This window comes from Kitasatospora sp. NPDC033851 (genome assembly GCF_055576085.1).
In genome coordinates this window covers 559,842-578,955 of the sequence record NZ_JBVIRL010000002.1, presented here as the reverse complement: position 1 = coordinate 578,955, position 19,114 = coordinate 559,842, and the positions used below count along the sequence as shown (strand labels likewise).

Annotated in this window: 15 protein-coding genes; 7 read left to right on the top strand and 8 right to left on the bottom strand. The window is 73.0% G+C overall.

The window, feature by feature from the left end; all coding sequences use genetic code 11:
• Positions 1 to 48: 48 nt before the first annotated feature.
• Positions 49 to 618, bottom strand: a complete 570-nt coding sequence (locus ACZ51D_RS05745) for an RICIN domain-containing protein (RefSeq protein ID WP_465661300.1) — start codon at positions 616 to 618, stop codon at positions 49 to 51.
• A 198-nt stretch (positions 619 to 816) separates the two neighbouring features.
• Complete coding sequence (locus ACZ51D_RS05740; RefSeq protein WP_465661299.1) at positions 817 to 2,031, bottom strand: pyridoxal phosphate-dependent aminotransferase; 1,215 nt, start codon at positions 2,029 to 2,031, stop codon at positions 817 to 819.
• A gap of 306 nt (positions 2,032 to 2,337) precedes the next feature.
• Here ACZ51D_RS05740 and ACZ51D_RS05735 point away from each other — a divergent pair, with 306 nt between their 5' ends.
• Positions 2,338 to 3,051, top strand: a complete 714-nt coding sequence (locus ACZ51D_RS05735) for an A24 family peptidase (protein WP_465616786.1) — start codon at positions 2,338 to 2,340, stop codon at positions 3,049 to 3,051.
• Positions 3,052 to 3,168: 117 nt separating this feature from the next.
• On the opposite strand, the gene ACZ51D_RS05730 is transcribed toward ACZ51D_RS05735, so the two are convergent.
• Complete coding sequence (locus tag ACZ51D_RS05730) at positions 3,169 to 4,764, bottom strand: chitinase (RefSeq protein WP_465661297.1); 1,596 nt, start codon at positions 4,762 to 4,764, stop codon at positions 3,169 to 3,171.
• A gap of 434 nt (positions 4,765 to 5,198) precedes the next feature.
• On the opposite strand from ACZ51D_RS05730, the gene ACZ51D_RS05725 reads away from it, so the two are divergent.
• The 4 genes from ACZ51D_RS05725 (at position 5,199) to ACZ51D_RS05710 (ending at position 10,837) form a co-directional block, all read left to right on the top strand.
• Positions 5,199 to 5,993: an isoprenyl transferase gene (locus ACZ51D_RS05725; RefSeq protein ID WP_360506502.1), complete on the top strand. Its 795-nt coding sequence runs from the start codon at positions 5,199 to 5,201 to the stop codon at positions 5,991 to 5,993.
• Between the two features lie 252 nt (positions 5,994 to 6,245).
• Entirely contained in the window at positions 6,246 to 7,580 is a 1,335-nt protein-coding gene (locus ACZ51D_RS05720; protein ID WP_465661296.1) for a PhoH family protein, read from the top strand.
• A gap of 451 nt (positions 7,581 to 8,031) precedes the next feature.
• Positions 8,032 to 8,772 (top strand): aggregation-promoting factor C-terminal-like domain-containing protein, encoded by a 741-nt coding sequence (locus ACZ51D_RS05715; protein WP_465616792.1) that lies wholly within the window; start codon positions 8,032 to 8,034, stop codon positions 8,770 to 8,772.
• Between the two features lie 529 nt (positions 8,773 to 9,301).
• Positions 9,302 to 10,837: an AI-2E family transporter gene (locus ACZ51D_RS05710; RefSeq protein ID WP_465661294.1), complete on the top strand. Its 1,536-nt coding sequence runs from the start codon at positions 9,302 to 9,304 to the stop codon at positions 10,835 to 10,837.
• 89 nt (positions 10,838 to 10,926) lie between these two features.
• Here the strand turns inward: ACZ51D_RS05710 and ACZ51D_RS05705 are convergent, their stop codons facing one another.
• Together ACZ51D_RS05705 and ACZ51D_RS05700 are read right to left on the bottom strand one after the other, a co-directional pair.
• Complete coding sequence (locus ACZ51D_RS05705) at positions 10,927 to 11,469, bottom strand: alkyl hydroperoxide reductase (RefSeq protein ID WP_360506514.1); 543 nt, start codon at positions 11,467 to 11,469, stop codon at positions 10,927 to 10,929.
• Between the two features lie 3 nt (positions 11,470 to 11,472).
• Entirely contained in the window at positions 11,473 to 12,024 is a 552-nt protein-coding gene (locus tag ACZ51D_RS05700; RefSeq protein ID WP_360506517.1) for a peroxiredoxin, read from the bottom strand.
• 191 nt (positions 12,025 to 12,215) lie between these two features.
• On the opposite strand from ACZ51D_RS05700, the gene ACZ51D_RS05695 reads away from it, so the two are divergent.
• Positions 12,216 to 13,166 carry a LysR substrate-binding domain-containing protein gene (locus ACZ51D_RS05695; RefSeq protein ID WP_360506520.1) on the top strand — a complete coding sequence of 317 codons (951 nt, stop codon included), beginning with the start codon at positions 12,216 to 12,218 and terminating at the stop codon, positions 13,164 to 13,166.
• Here the strand turns inward: ACZ51D_RS05695 and ACZ51D_RS05690 are convergent.
• The gene (locus ACZ51D_RS05690; protein ID WP_360506523.1) at positions 13,163 to 13,783 is read right to left on the bottom strand and encodes a TetR/AcrR family transcriptional regulator; all 621 of its coding nucleotides are present in this window, start codon (positions 13,781 to 13,783) and stop codon (positions 13,163 to 13,165) included. The genes ACZ51D_RS05695 and ACZ51D_RS05690 overlap by 4 nt on opposite strands.
• Before the next feature lie 137 nt (positions 13,784 to 13,920).
• On the opposite strand from ACZ51D_RS05690, the gene ACZ51D_RS05685 reads away from it, so the two are divergent.
• Entirely contained in the window at positions 13,921 to 16,116 is a 2,196-nt protein-coding gene (locus ACZ51D_RS05685) for an MMPL family transporter (protein ID WP_465661292.1), read from the top strand.
• Positions 16,117 to 16,134: 18 nt separating this feature from the next.
• Here the strand turns inward: ACZ51D_RS05685 and ACZ51D_RS05680 are convergent, their stop codons facing one another.
• Both ACZ51D_RS05680 and ACZ51D_RS05675 read right to left on the bottom strand, forming a co-directional pair.
• Positions 16,135 to 17,979 carry an ATP-binding SpoIIE family protein phosphatase gene (locus ACZ51D_RS05680; protein WP_360506528.1) on the bottom strand — a complete coding sequence of 615 codons (1,845 nt, stop codon included), beginning with the start codon at positions 17,977 to 17,979 and terminating at the stop codon, positions 16,135 to 16,137.
• A 55-nt stretch (positions 17,980 to 18,034) separates the two neighbouring features.
• Positions 18,035 to 18,706: a class I SAM-dependent methyltransferase gene (locus tag ACZ51D_RS05675; RefSeq protein WP_465661421.1), complete on the bottom strand. Its 672-nt coding sequence runs from the start codon at positions 18,704 to 18,706 to the stop codon at positions 18,035 to 18,037.
• Positions 18,707 to 19,114 lie beyond the last annotated feature (408 nt).

The following is a 19,114-nucleotide window of genomic DNA, read 5'->3' as shown; positions in this document are numbered from 1 at the left end:
CGGGCCCGGGCGCCGATCCGCGCCGGGCCCGTCAGAGCAGGACCAGGATCAGAGCGCCTTGGCGTTGACGATGGTCCAGTACTTGTTCCAGCCCAGGCCGCCACGCCACTGCCGGACCGGCGCGCCGTTGTCCAGGCGGTAGTCGGCGACCTCCAGGTAGCACATGGAGTTCCAGTTGATCAGGCCGACCTCCTTCGGGCCGGTCCGGACCTCGCCGGCACTGCCCAGCTCCCAGGCCTGGTTGTCGCCGCCGGTGCAGTCCCACTGGCGGGCCGGGGCGCCGTCCTCGGTGCTCCAGTCGGCGATCTCCAGGCACTTGCCCGAGTTCCGGTTGCGCAGGAAGTACGCGGCCTTGCCGGGCGCCTGGATCATGTCGAAGAGCTGGTTGGTGCCGCCGGTGCAGTCCCACTGGCGGGCCGGGGCGCCGTTGTCGGTGCGCCAGTCGGCGATCTCCAGGCACTTGCCGCTGTTGGAGTTGACGAACGGGCTGGCCTTCGGAATCTGCAGGCCACCGAGGGCCGAGGCCGGCGTGGCCGGCAGGGCGGTGGTCAACGCGATGGCGGCGACGGAGACGGCCGCGGCGGCGCGGGCACGGGTGAGCGGAATGCGGATGGTCAAGACGGACCGGTCCCTTGCGGAGGAGTGGGGGCAGGGGAGCGGAGCCTTCCGGGCGGTTGAGCGCTCCGGTGTCCGCGTCGGCCCGGGCCCCGGCACACTGCCGACCGGCCCGTCCCCCCTACGGCCCGGAGAGGAACCCGGGCCGCCGACGCGCGGGAATCATATGGTCCGCCCGGTGGTCCGTGGTTAAAGGAGAGGTCAAGGCTGGGCGTAGCCGCTGAGGAAGTCGCCGATGCGGGTCACGGCGTCGGTGATCTCCTCGGGGCGGGGCAGGGTGACCACCCGGAAATGGTCCGGCTCGGGCCAGTTGAAGCCGGTGCCCTGGACCAGCAGGATGCGCTGGGAGCGCAGCAGGTCGAGGACCATCTGGGCGTCGTCCTTGATCTTGTGGACCTTCGGGTCCAGCCGGGGGAACGCGTACAGGGCGCCCTTGGGCTTGACGCAGCTGACGCCGGGGATCTGGTTCAGCAGCTCGTACGCGGCGTCGCGCGAGGCGAGCAGGCGTCCGCCGGGCAGCACCAGGTCGCGGACCGACTGCCGGCCGCCGAGCGCGGCGGCCACCGCGTGCTGGGCGGGCATGTTGGCGCACAGCCGCATCGAGGCGAGCACGGTGAGGCCCTCGATGTAGCTGCGGGCCCGGGACCGGTCGCCGGACAGCACCATCCAGCCGGAGCGGAAGCCCGCGACGCGGTAGGCCTTGGACAGGCCGTTGAAGGTGACGCAGAAGAGGTCCGGGGCCAGGGTGGCCAGCGGGATGTGCTCGACGTCGTCGTAGAGGATCTTGTCGTAGATCTCGTCCGCGTAGACCACCAGGTCGTGCCGACGGGCGATCTCGACGATGCCGTCCAGCACCTCGCGCGGGTAGACCGCGCCGGTCGGGTTGTTCGGGTTGATCACCACGATGGCCCTGGTCCGGTCGGTGACCTTGGCCTCGATGTCGGCGAGGTCCGGGTACCACTCGGACTGCTCGTCGCAGCGGTAGTGCACGGCGGTGCCGCCGGCCAGCGAGACCGAGGCGGTCCACAGCGGGTAGTCCGGCGCCGGGACGAGCACCTCGTCGCCGTCGTCCAGCAGCGCGGTCATGGCCAGCTGGATCAGCTCGGAGACGCCGTTGCCGAGGAAGACGTCGTCGACGGAGAGTCCGTGCAGCCCGCGGTCCTCGTAGTGCATGACCACCGCGCGGCGGGCGGAGAGCAGGCCCTTGGAGTCGCCGTACCCGTGCGCGTTCGCGAGGTTGCGCAGGATGTCCTGGAGGATCTCCGGGGGCGCCTCGAAGCCGAAGGCGGCCGGGTTGCCGGTGTTGAGCTTGAGGATGCGGTGGCCCTGTTCCTCCAGCCGCATCGCCTCGTCGAGCACCGGGCCACGGATGTCGTAGCAGACATTGGCGAGCTTGCTGGACTGGATGACCTGCATGCCTGCCTACTTTAGGGGTACGGACGACCCCTGCGGCGGCTCTCCGGGAAGGTGCCCCGGAGGGCTCGGTAGGGGCTCCTTGGATCGGCAGGCGGGGGCCTCGGCGGGCCTTCCAAAGGGGGAGCGCGGTGTCCGGAATGCTCCCGTACGCGAGGAACGCGGGCGGGTCGTGCCCCGGAACGAGACGGACGGCACATCGGACGGCGACAGACGCCGGCGGACGGCGGACCGGACCGCCCGCCGGACGGCACCCCGCTCGGCGCGGGAGGATGGGGCCGGTGCGTCGATCGAGGAGGGGGTGCGCCGGTGGTGCCGGTCGTGGTCGCGGCGGTGCTGGTCGGTCTCCTGGCGGCTCCGCCGCTGCGCGGGCTGGTCGCCCGGTTCGCGGTGCCGGAGGGCGAACCGTGGCGTGAGGCGTGCCCGACCTGCGGGCGAGCGGCGCGCCTGCTGCCGCCGACCGGGCGCTGCCCGGGCTGCCGGGAGCGGCTGGGCGCGGGCCCGTGGTCGGTGGAGTCGGTCGCGGCGGCGGTCGCCGTCGCGGTGGCGTACGCGGCGCACGGGCCGGTGGCCGCGGCGCTGGGCTGGGCGGCCGCGCTCGGGGTGGCGCTCGGTTTCGTCGACGCGCGGGTGCGCCGGCTGCCGTACCGGCTGACCCTGCCGCTGCTCGGCGGGGTGGCCGCGCTGCTGGTGGTGGCGGCGCTGGCCGAGGGGCGCACGGGGGTGCTGCTGCGCTGTCTGCTGGTGGCGCTGACGGTCGGCGCGGTGCTCGAACTGGCCGTCTGGGCCCGGGCGTTGGGGCCCGGGGACTCCCCGCTCGGGTTCACGCTGGGTGGACTGCTCGGCTGGTACGGCTGGTCGGTGGCGCTCGGCGGGATGGTCGCCGCGGTGGTGCTGGCCGGTCTCTGGGCGGTGCTGCGGGCCGTCGCCGCCCTGGTCCGCCGGCGCCCGGTGCGCGGACTCGACGTCCCGGTGGGCCCGTTCCTGCTGCTCGGCGCGCTCACGGCGGTGCTGGCCGGGTAGCCCTTCCGAGCGTCGGCGGACGCGGCAGGGCCCGCCGTACCGGAGTGGTACGACGGGCCCCGCCGCCGGCACGCGGGCCCCACCCTCAAGGAGCGGCGCGCCGGGGAAGGTGAGTCCTTACGGCATCTTGTGGACGAACGGGCCGACCGCGTCGGAGAACGCGTTGCCGTTGGCGGCGTCCCAGTTGGTCGACCAGGTCATCGCGCCGCGGATGGTCGGCCACTTGGCCGGCGGCACGAAGCTGCCGCAGTTGTTGCCGGTGGCCAGGCAGTCCAGCGCGTTGTTCACCACGGTCGGCGGGACGTAGCCGCCGCCCGCCGCCTTGCTCGAGGCCGGGACGCCGACGCCGACCTGGTCCGGCCGCAGACCGCCCTGGATGTGGGTGCAGACCTGGGAGGTGATGAAGTCGACGGTGCCCTGGTTGTAGACCTTGCCGTCGCAGCCGTTCATGCCACCCGAGTTGTAGAACTGGGTGTTGACGACGGTGAGGATGTCCTTGGTCTTCAGCGCCAGCTGGAAGTAGGCGCCGGAGGTGCTGTACATCCCGATGGTCTCGGGTGCCATGGTCAGGACGAAGCCGGCGCCGACCTTGGCCTGCAGGGCGTGCAGGGCGTCGCCGAGCGGGCCGGCCTGGACGCCGTTCTCCAGGTCGACGTCGATGCCGTCGAAGCCGTAGTCCTCGATGATCGCGTAGGCGCTGTTGGCGAAGTCGGCGCCGGCGGTGGCATCCCCGACGGTGATCGCGCCGTTCTGGCCGCCGATGGAGAGGACGACCTTCTTGCCGGCCGCCTGCTTGGCCTTGATGTCGGCGCGGAACTGGGCGTCCGTGTAGCCGCCGAGCGCCTTGGACAGGCCCGGGTCCAGGGTGAAGCTGATCGCGCCGGTCCGGGTCGGCACGGCGTCGGCGAAGGAGACCGCGATGATGTCGTACGCGTTCTGGACGTCGCTCAGGCGCTGCGGGGTCGAGTTGTTGTCGAAGTTCTGCCAGTAGCCGGTGACCGCGTGCGCCGGCAGGCCGGTGGCCGGCGGGGTGGTGCCGGTTGCCGTGGCGGTGGGGGTGGGCGTGGCGGTGGGGGTCGGGGTCGCCGTCCGGGTGGGCGTGGCGGTGGCCGTGGGGGAGGCGGTGGCCGTCGCGGTCGGCGTGGCGGTCGGGGACGCGGTCGGCGACGGGGTGCCGGTGCCGCCGGGGCCGATCAGCGCGACGTCGTCGGCGAGGTAGGCGCTCTGCCCGTACCAGCCGTGCAGGTAGACGGTGACGCTGGTGGCGTTCGCCCCGGTGGTGAAGGTGGTGGACAGCTGGTTCCAGCTGTTCTGGTTCGACCAGGCGGACGGGTCGGTGCCGCCGGTGCCGCGCGCGCCGAGGTAGACGTACGGGCCCTGGACCCAGGCGCTCAGCGTGTAGCTGGTGTTGGGCAGCACGCTGACGGTCTGGGTGCACTCGGCGGTGTCGCCGGCGCCCGGGGTGGCCTGCAGCGCGCCGGTGCCGGAGTGGGCCGGCGAGGAGACGGCGGTCGCGGCGCCGGTGCAGCTCCAGCCGCCCAGCCCGCCGTCGAAGCCGCCGTTGGTGACCAGGTTTCCGACCGCCGCGCTGGCACCGCCGGCGAAGAGGGCGAGGCCGCCGCCGGCCAGGGCGAGGGCGGTGGCACCGGCCGCGACGGCCGGGAGGGGGCTGCGCCGGCGCTTGTGCGAGGGCTGGTTCAGCGTACGGGCCATGGGGTGGCGCTCCTGGGGGAGGAGCGGCCGCCGCGGTGGGGGTCGCGGCGGCCGCGTGTGGGGGAGGGGAGGTCCGAAGTGAGCCTGGGGGAGGGGACCGGAGGAGGGTCGTTCCGTCCCGGGTCACAAGCTGGACTAGACCATTGCTGGTCGTCAAGCATCGGACGGACGGCTTACGGTTCCGTTAAGGATCCGGAGACCGTTCCGTGTCCGCACCGCCCCGGCTTCCGCATGGCTGCCGCACCACTCCCGAACGGCTCCCGGGCGGCCCTCGTACGCCCCCTCGCGTCCCGCGACGCGCCCGTCGCGACAGACTTCGTACAGGACCGTGACCAGACCGCTACCTGCGGCTTTACCGTGTGCCTGCGTGCCGGAGTAGGCTGCGCCGGGGCGGTGACGCACCAGCTGAACGAGCACGGAGGGGTCCGGGAACCATGGGTCTGCGCGATGTCGCCGAACGGACGCCGGGGCTGCGCACCCTGCTGGGCGGGATGTACGGGCTCTACGGCCGCCGGGTCGAGGTCCACCTCGCGCGCACCCCGCACCACATCGGCGTGATCCTGGACGGCAACCGCCGCTGGGCCAAGGCCACCGGCGGCTCCACCGCGTACGGACACCAGCGCGGCGCCGACAAGATCACCGAGTTCCTCGGCTGGTGCGACGAGACCCACGTCAAGGTCGTCACCCTCTGGATGCTCTCCACCGACAACCTGGACCGCCCGGCCGACGAGCTGGTCCCGCTGCTCGGCATCATCGAGGACGCCGTCACCGGCCTCGCCGCCGCCCGCCGCTGGAAGGTCCACCCGGTCGGCGCGCTGGACCTGCTCCCGCAGCACACCGCCGACGTGCTCAAGCGCGCCGCCGACGAGACCGCCGACATCGACGGCATCACGGTCAACGTCGCGGTCGGCTACGGCGGCCGGCACGAGATCGCCGACGCCGTCCGCTCGCTGCTCCAGGAGCAGGCCGGGCGCGGCACCTCGATCGAGGAACTGGCCGAGATCCTGACCGTCGAGCACATCTCCGAGCACCTCTACACCCGCAACCAGCCCGACCCGGACCTGATCATCCGTACCTCGGGCGAGCAGCGGTTGTCCGGTTTCCTGCTCTGGCAGAGCGCGCACAGCGAGTTCTACTTCTGCGAGGCGTACTGGCCGGCCTTCCGCAAGGTCGACTTCCTGCGCGCCCTGCGGGCGTTCGAGCAGCGCAACCGGCGGATGGGTCTGTAGTCCCGGCCCCACGGGCCCGTGGGGAAGGGGCCCCGCTCGCCGGCCCCAGGGCGAAGTGACCGCCGTAGGGCTGGCCTACCCGGCTGCCACACGAGGCCAAACGTTCACCGGCAATGATCCGTCAGTTCGCCGGGGGCGTGAATGCACCGCCCCCCGCCTGGGAATACTCCAGTCAGTCCGGTTCCGAGGCCACCGGGGCAGCGGGGACCGGCTTGCCGCGGATGACGCAGGGTCATCCGCTCTGGAGGCCTAGTGGTCAGTTCCAAGAGCCGCCGGACACCAGACCGGCGCACGTACGTTCTCGACACCAGCGTGCTCCTGGCGGACCCGCTCGCCATGACCCGCTTCGAGGAGCACGAGGTCGTCCTTCCGGTGGTGGTCGTCACCGAGCTGGAGGCCAAGCGGCACCACCCGGAGCTGGGCTACTTCGCCCGCCAGGCACTGCGGTTGCTCGACGACTACCGCATCCGCCACGGCCGGCTCGACGAGCCGATCCCGGTCGGCGAGCTCGGCGGCAGCATCAGGGTCGAGCTCAACCACTCCGACGTCTCGATACTGCCGGCCGGGTACCGCGCCGGCGGCGGCGAGGCGGACACCAGGATCCTGGCGGTCGCCCGCAACCTGCAGGCCGAGGGCTACGACGTCACCGTCGTCTCCAAGGACCTGCCGCTGCGGATCAAGGCCAGCTCGGTGGGCCTGCTCGCCGAGGAGTACCGGGCCGAGCTGGCGATCACCTCCGGCTGGACGGGCATGTCCGAGCTGCACGTTCCGGCCGACCAGGTCGACTCGATGTTCGCGGCCGGCCACGAGGCCGCGGTGGACCTCGACGGGGCCGCCGAACTGCCCGTCCACACCGGGCTGGTGCTCACCTCGGAACGTGGCCGCGCGCTCGGCCGGGTCACCGGTGACGGCCGGGTCCGGCTGGTGCGCGGGGAGCGCGAGGCGTTCGGGCTGCGCGGGCGCAGCGCCGAGCAGCGGGTGGCGCTGGACCTGCTGCTCGACCCGGACATCGGCATCGTCTCGATGGGCGGCCGGGCCGGTACCGGAAAGTCGGCGCTGGCGCTGTGCGCGGGTCTGGAAGCGGTGCTGGAGCGGGGGCAGCATCGCAAGGTGATGGTCTTCCGGCCGCTGTACGCGGTCGGCGGCCAGGAACTCGGCTACCTGCCGGGCTCCGAGGCGGACAAGATGGGCCCCTGGGCGCAGGCGGTCTTCGACACCCTCTCCGCCGTCACCACCCCGGACGTGATCGAGGAGGTCATCTCCCGCGGGATGCTGGAGGTGCTGCCGCTGACCCACATCCGGGGGCGCTCGCTGCACGACGCGTTCGTGATCGTGGACGAGGCGCAGTCGCTGGAGCGCAACGTCCTGCTGACGGTGCTGTCCCGGATCGGCCAGGGGTCGCGGGTGGTGCTCACCCACGACGTGGCGCAGCGGGACAACCTGCGGGTGGGCCGGTACGACGGTGTGGTGGCGGTGGTCGAGAAGCTGAAGGGGCATCCGCTCTTCGCGCACATCACGCTCACGCGCTCGGAGCGTTCGCCGATCGCGGCGCTGGTCACGGAGATGCTGGAGGACATCAACCCGTGATCCGTCCCTGATCGGGACATAGTCGGACAATAGGGTCAACTTGCGCCCTGGGGCTCGCTCCTGACGGAGCGGGCCCCATCCGTTTCATCACATCGAGTGCTTTCCGTCCGGAAAACTCCGGGGCGGTGAATGTGACATGCGCCACGCGGACGGGAATTGCGTCGACCGCACCCGGTGCGGCATGGTGAGGGTTCTGTCAGGCCCCGCGTACGGCGCGGCAGGGCTTCCGGACTCCGGGAGTCAGGCCCCGGAACGTCCACCAACTCCGGTCGGTGGACACACAATTGAAGACCGATGAGCCGTACGCCGCCCGATTCCAACGCCCGGTCGCCTCACCTCGGCCGGACGCCGGGCCAGCACCTCCCGTGACCAGAGCACCGTGCGGAGGTCCGTGCCAAGGGGCATGTTGCGTCCGCACGGTCACGCGTGGGCGATGCTGGAAGGAATCCATGTGACTCGGATCTCGGTCCGGGGAGTTGCTGTGGCCTCCGCCACCGCCGTCACCGCTGTCGGTGCCGTCGTGGGCATGGCCTCGGGCAGCGAGGGCAAGACCATGCAGACGGTCGACGTCGCCGGTGCGACCCTGCTTGCCGAAGTCCCCTCTGGCGCCCAGGCGCAGACCATCAGTGACAACATCGGCCAGCAGGCATCCGCCCAGCAGGCCTCCGCCGACGCGGCTGCCAAGGTCGCTGCGGAGCAGAAGGCCGCCGAGGAGGCCGCGCGCCAGCAGGCCGCCGCGGACGCCCAGGCAAAGGCCGACGCCCAGGCCAAGGCCGACGCGGACAAGGCCGCCAAGGCCGCCGACGACCAGCGCAAGGCCGCCGAGGCCGCGAACCGGTCGAAGGCCCGGTCGGCGATGACCGCCGTCGACGACAGCACGCCCCCCCCGGTCTCGGTCAGCCCCGGCTCGGTCCAGGACGTGGCCCGGCAGATCGTCGGCGACGACGCCCAGTTCCAGTGCTTCAGCCAGATCGTGAAGCGCGAGAGCGGCTGGGACTACACCGCGACCAACAAGAGCTCCGGTGCGTACGGCCTGGTCCAGGCGCTGCCCGGCACCAAGATGGCCTCGGCCGGTGCCGACTGGCGCACCAACCCGGCCACCCAGATCAAGTGGGGCCTCAGCTACATGAACAGCCGCTACGGCAGCCCCTGCGGCGCCTGGTCGTTCTGGCAGGCCCACAACTGGTACTAGGAGCGGCAGCCGCTCCGGCGGCGCACTCCGTACGGCCCCCGGCCGCTCGCCCTTCCCGGGCGGGCGACCGGGGGCCGTCGCTTTTCGGGGCGCCGGTTCCGGGGCGCCGGTTCCGGGGGTGTCGACGTTCGGCCGGGCCGGGAAAAGGCGAACCGCGCCGCCCGGGCTGCGCTGACCAGTGCGCTCTCGGGCGGTGCGGTCCTGGGTGCGGACGCGGGGCGCGGGAAGGGGTCCTGGTTGCTTCCCGCACCGGCCGGTCCGCCGGCGGTTGGCTGTCGGCTGCCCTCCGGAGGTGTGGCCTCCGGGTCTCGTCGGGTCTTGTCCCGACTCCTCCCCAGCGAAATGGGTCCGAAACCACCTGGAACAGGGCGATTTGTCCATGTTCTCGGGGTGAGGTGTTCGAGTCGAACCCACCGGCGGCCGGACTCGCCGCACCCTCGCCGGGTAGCGTCATCCCTTGACGGCCGCGGCAGGACCGCGGCGTACCGCCGGGCACGGCGGACCGGGCAGGGGATCGGTGGTAGCGAGGATGGCGCGGGGCGGAAAGGCCTTCAAGGCCGTGGCCAAGGGCATGGCCGTGGTGGCGAGCGCGGCCGCCGTGATCGAACGGCGCCGACGCGCCGCGATGGCGGCGGACCCGCATGAACTCGCCGTCCCCGCGCTCGCCGAGGGACCTGCACTCGCCGCGGGACCTGCACTCACCGAAGGGCACGGGCCCGCCGTCGTCGAGGCGCCCGGCCCGGTGCCGGTGCCCCGGACCGATCCCGCCCCGCCGCCGGCGGGGCCGACGGGCGCCGCGGTCGCCGCGGCCCCCGCGCCCGCCACCCCGGCCCCGGCCGCACCCGCCGCGCACGCGGGCCTCGGCCGCGAGTACCACCCCGGCCGGCCCGCCACCCCCGCCGAGGCGGTGCCGTGGGGGCTGCGGGTGGCCGCCGAGTCGACCTGGCGGCTGCTGCTGCTCGGCGCCGCGCTCTACGTCGTCTTCTACGTGGTCGACATGCTGCGGCTGGTCGCCTTCTCGGTGCTCGCCTCGCTGCTGATCGCCGCGCTGCTGGAGCCCTCGGTCTCCTGGCTGCGCCGGCGCGGGGCGCCGCGCTCGCTGGCGGCGGGCGGGGTGTTCCTGAGCGGTCTGGCCGGGATCGGACTGGTCGGCTGGTTCGTGGTCTGGCAGGTGAGCACCAACCTGCCGGACGTCACCGCGCAGGTCAAAGACGGCGTCAACCAGCTCCGGGACTGGCTGATCACCGGGCCGCTGCACCTGACCCAGCAGCAGATCAAGGACTTCGCCGACCAGATCACCAAGGCGATCACCACCAATACCGATCAGCTCACCTCGGCCTCGATCACCGGCGCGCAGATCGCCGTCGAGGTGCTGACCGCGCTGCTGATGACCTTCTTCACCACCTTCTTCCTCCTCTACGACGGCGAGCGGATCTGGAACTGGGCGCTGCGCGGGCTGCCCCGGCACTCCCGCTTCGCGATGGCCGGCGCCGGCCCGAAGGCCTGGGCGACGCTCACCGCCTACGTGCGCGGCACCGTCTGTGTGGCCTTCATCGATGCGGTCTGCATCGGCACCGGCATCGAACTGCTGGGCGTGCCGCTGGCCACGCCGCTGGCCGTGATCATCTTCCTGGGCGCCTTCGTCCCGCTGGTCGGCGCGCTGGTCACCGGCACCGTCGCGGTGCTGATCGCCCTGGTCACCCAGGGGCCGTGGACGGCGCTGATGGTGCTGGTGGTGCTGATCGCGGTGATGCAGGTGGAGAGCCACATCCTGCAGCCGCTGATCCTCGGCCGGGCGGTCCGGGTGCACCCGCTGGGCGTGGTCCTCGGCGTCGCGGCGGGCGGCATCATCGGTGGCATCGGCGGCGCGGTCGTCGCCGTCCCGCTGATCGCCGTCACCAATACCGTGATCACCCACTTGCGCCGCCGCAACGAGGCCGGCCAGGCCGTCTTCACCGCCCTCGAAGCCGCCCGCGAAGCCGCCGCCGCCCGCGAAGCCGCCCAGCACACCGCCGCCGCCCACTCGGCCCCACCCGCCCAGCCGGCCCGGCCCGCCACGGACTGAGCGCGCCTCGGCGCCGGAGGGCCGGAAACGGCGGCGGGCCCCTCGCGGACGTGGTGTCCGGGAGGGGCCCGCGCGGGGTGCCGGGTGGGTCAGGCGGTGACGGCGGCGAGGGCGGCCTCGGAGTCGAGGACGCCGGCCACGGCCTGCAGGACGGCGGCGATCTTCATCGAGGCCTGGACGACCTCACGCTCGACGCCGGCCTTGCGCAGGACGGCCTCGTGCGAGTCGAGGCACTGGCCGCAGCCGTTGATGGCCGAGACGGCGAAGCACCAGAGCTCGAAGTCGACCTTCTCGACGCCCGGGGTGCCGATGATGTTCATCCGCAGACCGGCCCGCATCGTGCTGTACTCCTTGTCGGAGAGCAGGTGCAGCGTCCGGTAGTAGACGTTGTTCATCCCCATGATCGCGGCCGCGCCCTTGGCGGCGGTGTACGCCTCGGGGGAGAGGTTGGCCTTGGCCTCGGGCTCCAGCGCGCGCAGCAGACCGGGGCTGCGGGTGGCCATCGCGCAGGACAGCACGGTGCCCCAGAGCTGCTGGGCGGGGAGGTCGGAGTTGCCGATGACCGAGCCCAGGTTGAGCTTGAGGTCCTTGGCGTAGTCCGGGAGGGCGGCCTTCAGGTCGTCGAGGGCCATGGATCAGCCCGCCAGCAGGGCCTGGGCGTCGAGGGTGTCCTCGCCCTTGGTCCAGTTGCACGGGCACAGCTCGTCGGTCTGCAGGGCGTCCAGCACCCGCAGGACCTCCTTGGGGTTACGGCCGACGGAACCGGCGGTCACCATGACGAACTGGATCTCGTTGTTCGGGTCGACGATGAAGACGGCGCGCTGGGCGGTGCCGTCCTCGCCCTCGACGCCGCAGTCGCGCATCAGGTCGTGCTTGACGTCGGCCAGCATCGGGAAGGGCAGGTCGCGCAGGTCCTTGTGGTCCTTGCGCCAGGCGTGGTGCACGAACTCGGAGTCGCCGGAGACGCCGAGGATCTGGGCGTCGCGGTCGGCGAACTCCTCGTTCAGCTTGCCGAACGCGGCGATCTCGGTCGGACAGACGAAGGTGAAGTCCATCGGCCAGAAGAAGACGACCTTCCACTTGCCCTCGTAGGACTTGTGGTTGATGTCAGCGAAGGCGTTCGCGGCGTCCAGGTCGACACAGGCCTTGAGGTCGAACTCGGGGAACTTGTCACCGATCGTGAGCACGTTCGCTTCTCCTGAAGTGAGATGAGGGGAGCTTTGTCCGGATTCCGGACACGCATCACAATTCCACATCGTGGACTGATCGGAGAAATAGCTACACTGGATGTGTCTGATCGGAGATTGTTATCAGTACCGAATCCCCCACGTCGCGGCCGGGCTCCCGGCGGGGCGCCGCCGCCAAGGCCGACCCGACTGTGACGAGCGCCACGGCCCGCAGTCCCCGCAGCCCGACCATCGCCCAGCTGCGGGCCTTCGTCGCGGTGGCCGAGCACCGGCACTTCCGGGAGGCCGCCGCCGCGACCGGGACCAGCCAGCCGGCGCTGTCCGGGGCGGTCGCGGCGCTGGAGGAGTCGCTGGGCGCGCAGTTGGTCGAGCGTACGACACGCAGGGTGATTATCACCCCGCTGGGGGAACGCGTGCACCAGCACGCCCGCCGGGTGCTCGCCTCGCTGCAGGTCCTCACCGAGGAGGTCGAGGCCGCCCGCCGCCCGTTCACCGGGCCGCTGCACCTGGGCGTCATCCCGACCGTCGCGCCCTACCTGCTGCCCATCGTGCTGCGGCTGGTCCGCGATCGCTTCCCCGAGCTGGAACTTCACGTCCACGAGGAACGCACCCCGTCGCTGCTGGAGGGCCTGGCCGCCGGGCGCCTGGACGTCCTGCTGCTCGCGCTGCCGGCCGGCGGCACCTCGCCGACCCTGGACATCCCGCTGTTCGACGAGGACTTCGTCCTGATCACCCCGCCCGGCCACCCGCTCGCCGGGCGGATCGACGTCCCCCGCGACGTCCTGCTCGACCTGGACGTGCTGCTGCTGGAGGAGGGTCACTGCCTGCGCGACCAGGCGCTGGACATCTGCCGTGAGGTCGGCGCGGACCCGGCGGGCTCGACCACCCGCGCGGCCGGTCTGTCCACCCTGGTCCAGCTCGTCGCCGGCGGCCTCGGGGTGACCCTGCTGCCCGCCACCGCGCTGGACGTCGAGGCCGGTCGCGCCGACCGGCTGGCCGCCGTCCGCTTCGCCGCCCCGGCGCCCGGCCGCCGGATCGGGCTGGCCGTCCGCCCGGGCTCGGCCCGCGGCGCCGAGTACGGGCGCTTCGCGGCCGCGCTGCGCGAGGTGCTGGCCGAACTGCCGGTCCGGATCGTCTCCTAGCGGGCGGGCGTGCCCAGGCAGAGCCCGACCGTGGTGGCCACCAGCAGGTCCAGCGCCCGCAGGGTGTCCGGGCCGGGCTGCTCGCCGGGGGCGCGCAGCGACAGGTAACGGTCGGTCAGGCCGTGGAAGCCGGTCAGGAAGTGGACGGCGATCTCCTCGGCGGGCACGGGGAGCCGCAGGCCGTGTGCCTCGGCGAGCGCGGTGATCATCTCGACCGCGGTGCCCTCGGTCTCGTACTGCAGGGCCCGCATGATCTCCTGCAGGTCGGGGTCGCGCATCGCCAGCGCCGCGAACTCGCTCAGCAGCATGCAGCGCCCGTCCTCGCCGGTGGAGCTCTCCCACAGGGCGTGGACCAGTGCCCCGACCTGCTCGCCGAAGGGGCCGTCGCCCGGGGAGGCGGCGCGGACGGAGCCGATGAACTCGGCGGTCAGCTGCTCGATGACGGCCCGGTAGAGGTCCTTCTTGGTGCCGAAGGTGTAGTGCACCGTCGCCTGTGCCACGCCCAGCTCGGCCGCGATCGCCCGGGTGCTGCCGGCGGCGATCCCCTCCCGGGCCATCAGGTCGATGGCGGCCTGGACCAGCTGCGGGCGGCGTTCGGAGGCGGGGACATGAGCCATTGGGCCAGGGTATCGCCACGGTCGAGCAACTGTGTCGAGCAATCCTGTCACTCGCTCCTGTCGGCCGACTTTGTCACCCGACAAACTTGAGCGTACGGTGGAACGCGACCTGCCCTGACCGACCCGAGGGACCGCCCATGGCCACGTACCTGTACCGACTGGGCCGCTTCTGCTTCCGGCGCCGGCGCGCCGTCCTGGCCGTCTGGATCGCCGTCCTGATCGCGATCGGCGGGGCCGCCGGCGCCTTCGCCGGCAAGACCAGCGACGAGTTCACGGTGCCCGGCACCGAGGCGCAGAGCACCCTGGACCGGATCAAGGACACCTTCCCGGCGCAGGGCCACGGCTCCGCCCAGGTCGTCTTCGCCGCCCCGGCACCCGGCGGCGCCACCACGCCCGAGGCGGCCGAGGCGATCGGCGCGGCCGTCGGCCGGATCGCCCACGTCCCCGGCGTGGCCACGGTGCCCGACCCGTACGCCACCGGCGCCGTCTCGCCGGACCGGCGGGTCGCGATCGCCCTGGTCTCCTTCGACCGCAAGCTCGCCGACGTCACCGACCGGCAGCGCGACGCGGTCAAGGCCGCCGCCGAACCGGCCCGCGCCGCCGGGCTGGAGGTGGCCTTCGGCGGCGACGCGTTCAACAGGTTCGCCCAGATCGAAGGCGGCTCCGAGTCGATCGGCCTGGTGGTCGCCGGGGCGGTGCTGGTGATCACCCTGGGCACGCTGGTCGCGGCCGGGCTGCCGCTGCTGACCGCGCTGGTCGGCGTCGGCGTGGCGATGGCCGGACTGCTGGCGCTCACCGGCTCGTTCCGGATCATCACCACCGCGCCGGTGCTCGCCCTGATGGTCGGCCTCGCGGTCGGCATCGACTACGCGCTGTTCATCCTGTTCCGCCACCGCCGCCACCTGGACGAGGGACTGGAGCCGGAGGAGGCCGCCGCCCGTGCCACCGCGACCGCCGGCAGCGCCGTCGTCTTCGCCGGCCTGACCGTGGTCGTCGCGCTCGCCGGACTCGCCGTCGCGGGCGTCCCGTTCCTCACCGTGATGGGCCTGGCCGCCTCCGGGGCCGTCGTGGTGGCCGTCCTGGTCGCGATCACGCTGCTGCCCGCCGTGCTGGGCTTCGTCGGCCGCGCGATCGACCGGCTGCCCGTCTGGAAGCGGGCCCTGCACACCACCGGCAGGACCACCATGGGCGAGCGCTGGGCCCGCTTCGTGGTCCGCCGCCCGCTGCCCGTCCTGCTCGTCGGCCTGGCCGGGCTGGGCGCCATGGCGGTGCCCGCGGCGAGCCTGAACCTCGGCCTGCCGGGCGGCGGCTCGCAAGCCGTCGGGACGGACGCCCGCACGGCGTACGACCTGGTCAGCGGCGGCTTCGGGCCGGGCTTCAACGCGCCGCTCGTGGTGGTCGTGGACGCCAACGGGGCGCCGCGGCCCGAGCAGGCGGTGCAGGAGGTGGCGGGCAGGCTGCAGACCCTGAAGGGCGTTCAGACGCTGCTGCCGCCACAGGTCGACCGGAGCGGCCGGACCGCCCTGGTGCCCGTCATCCCGCGGACCGGCCCGGACCACGAGGACACCAGGGCGCTGGTCAACGAGATCCGCGACCAGCGCGCCGAGTTGAAGGCCGCCACCGGCGCGGACATCGCCGTCACCGGCACCACCGCCGCCAACATCGACGTCTCCGCCAAACTCGGCCAGGCCCTGCCACCGTTCGTCGCGGTGATCGTCGGCATCGCGCTGGCGCTGCTCGCCCTGGCCTTCCGCTCGGTGCTCGTGCCGCTCAAGGCGGTGCTGGGCTTCCTGCTCAGCATCGGGGCCTCGCTCGGCGCGGTGGTCGCGGTCTACCAGTGGGGCTGGCTGGACGGCCTGATCGACGTGCCGAAGGTCGGTCCGGTGGTCAGCTTCGTGCCGATCCTGCTGATCGGGGTGCTGTTCGGGCTGGCGATGGACTACGAGCTGTTCCTGGTCTCCGGGATGAAGGAGCAGCACGTCCACGGCACGGCGCCGCGCGAGGCGGTCGTGGGCGGGGTCAAGGGCGGCGCCCGGGTGGTGACGGCGGCCGCGCTGATCATGATCTCGGTGTTCGGCGCCTTCGTCTTCGGCCACGACCCGATCGTCCAGCCGATCGGCTTCGCCCTCGCGGTGGGCGTCCTGGTGGACGCCTTCGTGGTGCGGATGGCGCTGGTGCCGGCCGCGATGGCGCTGTTCGGCAAGGCCGCCTGGTGGTTCCCGAAGCCGCTGGAGAAGGTCGTGCCGAAGGTGGACATGGAGGGCGAGCAGCTGATCGCGCGGCTGGCGGAGCAGCCGGCGAAGGAGCCGGGGAAGGAGCCGGCCGGGGTCTGACACCCCGGTTCGGGGCGCCTACGGCTGCGGCAGCCGCTGCTCGAACCAGACCACCTTGCCGGTGCCCAGCCGGGTCGCGCCCCAGCGGTCCGCGCACCGGGCCACTATCTGCAGGCCGCGCCCGCGTTCGTCGTCCGGCCCGGCACGGCGGGGGCGCGGCAGCAGCGGGCTGTCGTCGCCGACCTCGCACCGCAGCCGGGTGGTGCGCACCAGGCTCAGGGTGACCGGCCGGGTCGCGTGCTGGACGGCGTTGGTCACCAGCTCGCTGACCATCAGCTCGGTCGCCTCGCTGAGCTCGTCCAGCCCCCAGCGGCGCAGGGTGTGCGCGACCAGCCGGCGGGCCCGGCCCGGCGTCTCGTTGCGCGGCTGCAGGTACCAGTGCGCGACGTCCCCGGCCGGGATGCCGTCGAAGCAGGCGCCGAGCAGGGCGATGTCGTCGCCGCGGTCGCCGGGCGGCAGGATCCGCAGCGCCTCCTGGCACAGCTGCTCGGGGGACTGCCAGCGGGCGGCGGCGATCCGGGCGCGCAGCACCTCCAGGCCGTCGCTGATCGGGCGGCTGCGGGTCTCCACCAGGCCGTCGGTGAACAGCAGCAGGGCCGAGCCGGGCGGCGCGGGCAGTTCGACCGAGTTGAAGTCCACCCCGCCGACCCCGATCGGCGCCCCGGAGTCCAGCTCCACCAGCTCGGCGGTCCCGTCCGGGCGGACCAGCACCGGCGGGACGTGTCCGGCGTTGGCCAGCACCACCCGGTTGGCGATCGGGTCGTAGACCGCGTACACGCAGGTGGCCAGGTGCTGTTCGCGGCCGAGCCGCTGGGCCTGCTCGTCCAGGTGGTAGAGCACCTCGTGCGGCGGCAGGTCGAGGGCGGCCAAGGTCTGGGCGCTGGTGCGCAGTTGGCCCATGATGGCGGCCGAGGTGAGCGAGTGGCCCATCACGTCGCCGACGATCAGGGCGACCCGGTTGCCGGGCAGCGGGACGGCGTCGTACCAGTCGCCGCCGACCTGCGCGCCGCGCTCGCCGGGCAGGTAGCGCTGGGCGAGCCGGACGCCGTGCGGCTGCGGCAGGCGCAACGGCAGCATGCTGCGCTGGAGTTCGTTGGCTATCTCCCACTCGCGGGCGTACCGCAGGGCGGTGTCCACGGCCAGCCCGGCCTGGGTGGCGAGGTGCGTCGCGGTCGCCGTGTCCGCGGCGTCGAAAGCCGGGCGGCCGGTGCGTTCAGGAGGACGGCGGATCAGCACCAGCAGCCCGAGGACGGCCTTGCGGCCGCGTAGCGGCAGGGCGAGGACGGAGGTGCCCGCGGCCAGCCGGGCCACCCCGCGGGTGCCGTACAGCTCGCGCAGCAGCACCTCGGTGCGCTCGGCGCCGGGCGTGCCGAGGACGGCCACTTCGGCGGGACGGCGGCTCAGCAGGGCGTGCGCGAGCGCCCCGCCGCGGGTCACCGGGGTGGCCGGGCCGCTGTCGGCGGTCGAGCGGGCGCCGTAGCGGGAGCGGCGCCGGTCGTCGAAGCCGCCCGGGCGGCCGCGGCGGCCGATCCGGGTGCCGGTGCTGTGGTGGATCCGCAACTCCTCCGGAAAACCGGGTTCGCGCTCGACGTTGGGCAGCGGGTCGCGCAGGTGGACCACGGCGGCGTCGGCCAGCGTCGGGACCAGTACCCGGCCGATGTTGCGCAGCGTCGCGGCCAGGTCGAGGGCGGTGTTGATCCGCCGGGTCGCCGAATCGAGGTACGCGAGGCGGTCCGCCACGTCGGCGCGCTCCGGCCGCGCGGACGGCGGCTTCGCCGGGGCCTGCCCCCGGACCGGGACCTGGCGGCGCTGGCCCGGGACGGCGGGCGGCTGCTCCGCCTCGGTCTTGAGCTGGTCGCGCACGGCTGCCTGTCCTGGATTCGGTGTGGTCGGTGGGTGTGCTGGGCCGGTCGGTCGATCAGCCGACGCGTCGACAGCACAGGAACAGCTGTTCCTCCGGCGGCAGCGAGGTACTGGCCGGCGCGTACGGATGCCCCGAGCACTCCTCGACGGCGAAGCCGGCCGCGACCAGAACCCGTTCCAGATCCTCCCTCAGATACCCACTGATCCGCAGCTCTCTGCCAAGGAACGGAAGCGGAACGTGATCCAGGTCCGCCTCGACCATACCGAGCGCCAGCAGTCCGCCCGGCCACAGGAGTTCGCGCAGCCGCCGGAGCACGGTCGGGATCTCGTCCTGCGGCAGCAGGATCAGGGAGAAGAACGCGGTGACGGCGGCGAAGGTGCCGTGGCCGTCCGGGCCGAGTGCGGGCGCGTTCCAGACCCGGTCGGCGCGCTCGGTGGCCAGATCGTACAGGTCGATCCGATGGAACACCGGTGGGAATGCGCCGGGGAACGCCGCCTGCCGGGCGAGGGCGAGCATCACGTCGGAGAGGTCCACGGCGGTCACCCGCAGTCCGGCCCCGGTCAGCTGGCGGACGGTCGGCTCGCCGGTGCCGCAACCCACGTCCAGCACCCGGGCACCGGGTTCGAGCCCGGCGAGCAGCCGCCGGCCGCAGGCCAGCTGCCCGTCCTTCGCGGGGAAGGCCTCGCCGTACCCCGCGCCGATGGTGTCGAAGGCGACCGCCTGCAGGGCCCGGGCCGCGCGCCGTCGCCGTACCTCGGGCTCGTCGCCCCCCGCGTCCTCGCCGACGGGGAACGCGTCGGATATCTGTCCGGTCGTCACGTTGAGAGGCACCCTTCCACCCGTGGCCTCCGGTCGGCTCCTCGGCGGCCTCGCGGGCCGCTGCCGGTGGCGGTGTGTCACGCTCCCCGCAGCACGCAGACGGACTGCACCCCGGTGTGCTTCCGGCGGACACTCGTGTGCGTACTGGCATCTGAGAATATGCGTGATCACTGCGCCGTGGGGTCCCTTTCCGGCCAACTCGTCATACTTGGGTCGATGCGGCCGGGCTTGCGGAAGCACGACGGTGCGGGTCGGGGTGGTGCGCGGGGCCCCGCACGCCGCATGACGCGCCGGGGTGGCCGCGCTGACCTGCGG

Excerpts from the sequence above, each read along its gene's own strand:
- ACZ51D_RS05705 (WP_360506514.1), bottom strand. The coding sequence starts at position 11,469 with ATGGCCCTCGACGACCTGAAGGCCGCCCTCCCGGACTACGCCAAGGAC.
- ACZ51D_RS05730 (WP_465661297.1), bottom strand. The coding sequence starts at position 4,764 with ATGGCCCGTACGCTGAACCAGCCCTCGCACAAGCGCCGGCGCAGCCCC.
- ACZ51D_RS05690 (WP_360506523.1), bottom strand. The coding sequence starts at position 13,783 with ATGGCTCATGTCCCCGCCTCCGAACGCCGCCCGCAGCTGGTCCAGGCC.
- ACZ51D_RS05725 (WP_360506502.1), top strand. The coding sequence starts at position 5,199 with ATGGGTCTGCGCGATGTCGCCGAACGGACGCCGGGGCTGCGCACCCTG.
- ACZ51D_RS05710 (WP_465661294.1), top strand. The coding sequence starts at position 9,302 with ATGGCGCGGGGCGGAAAGGCCTTCAAGGCCGTGGCCAAGGGCATGGCC.
- ACZ51D_RS05740 (WP_465661299.1), bottom strand. The coding sequence starts at position 2,031 with ATGCAGGTCATCCAGTCCAGCAAGCTCGCCAATGTCTGCTACGACATC.
- ACZ51D_RS05685 (WP_465661292.1), top strand. The coding sequence starts at position 13,921 with ATGGCCACGTACCTGTACCGACTGGGCCGCTTCTGCTTCCGGCGCCGG.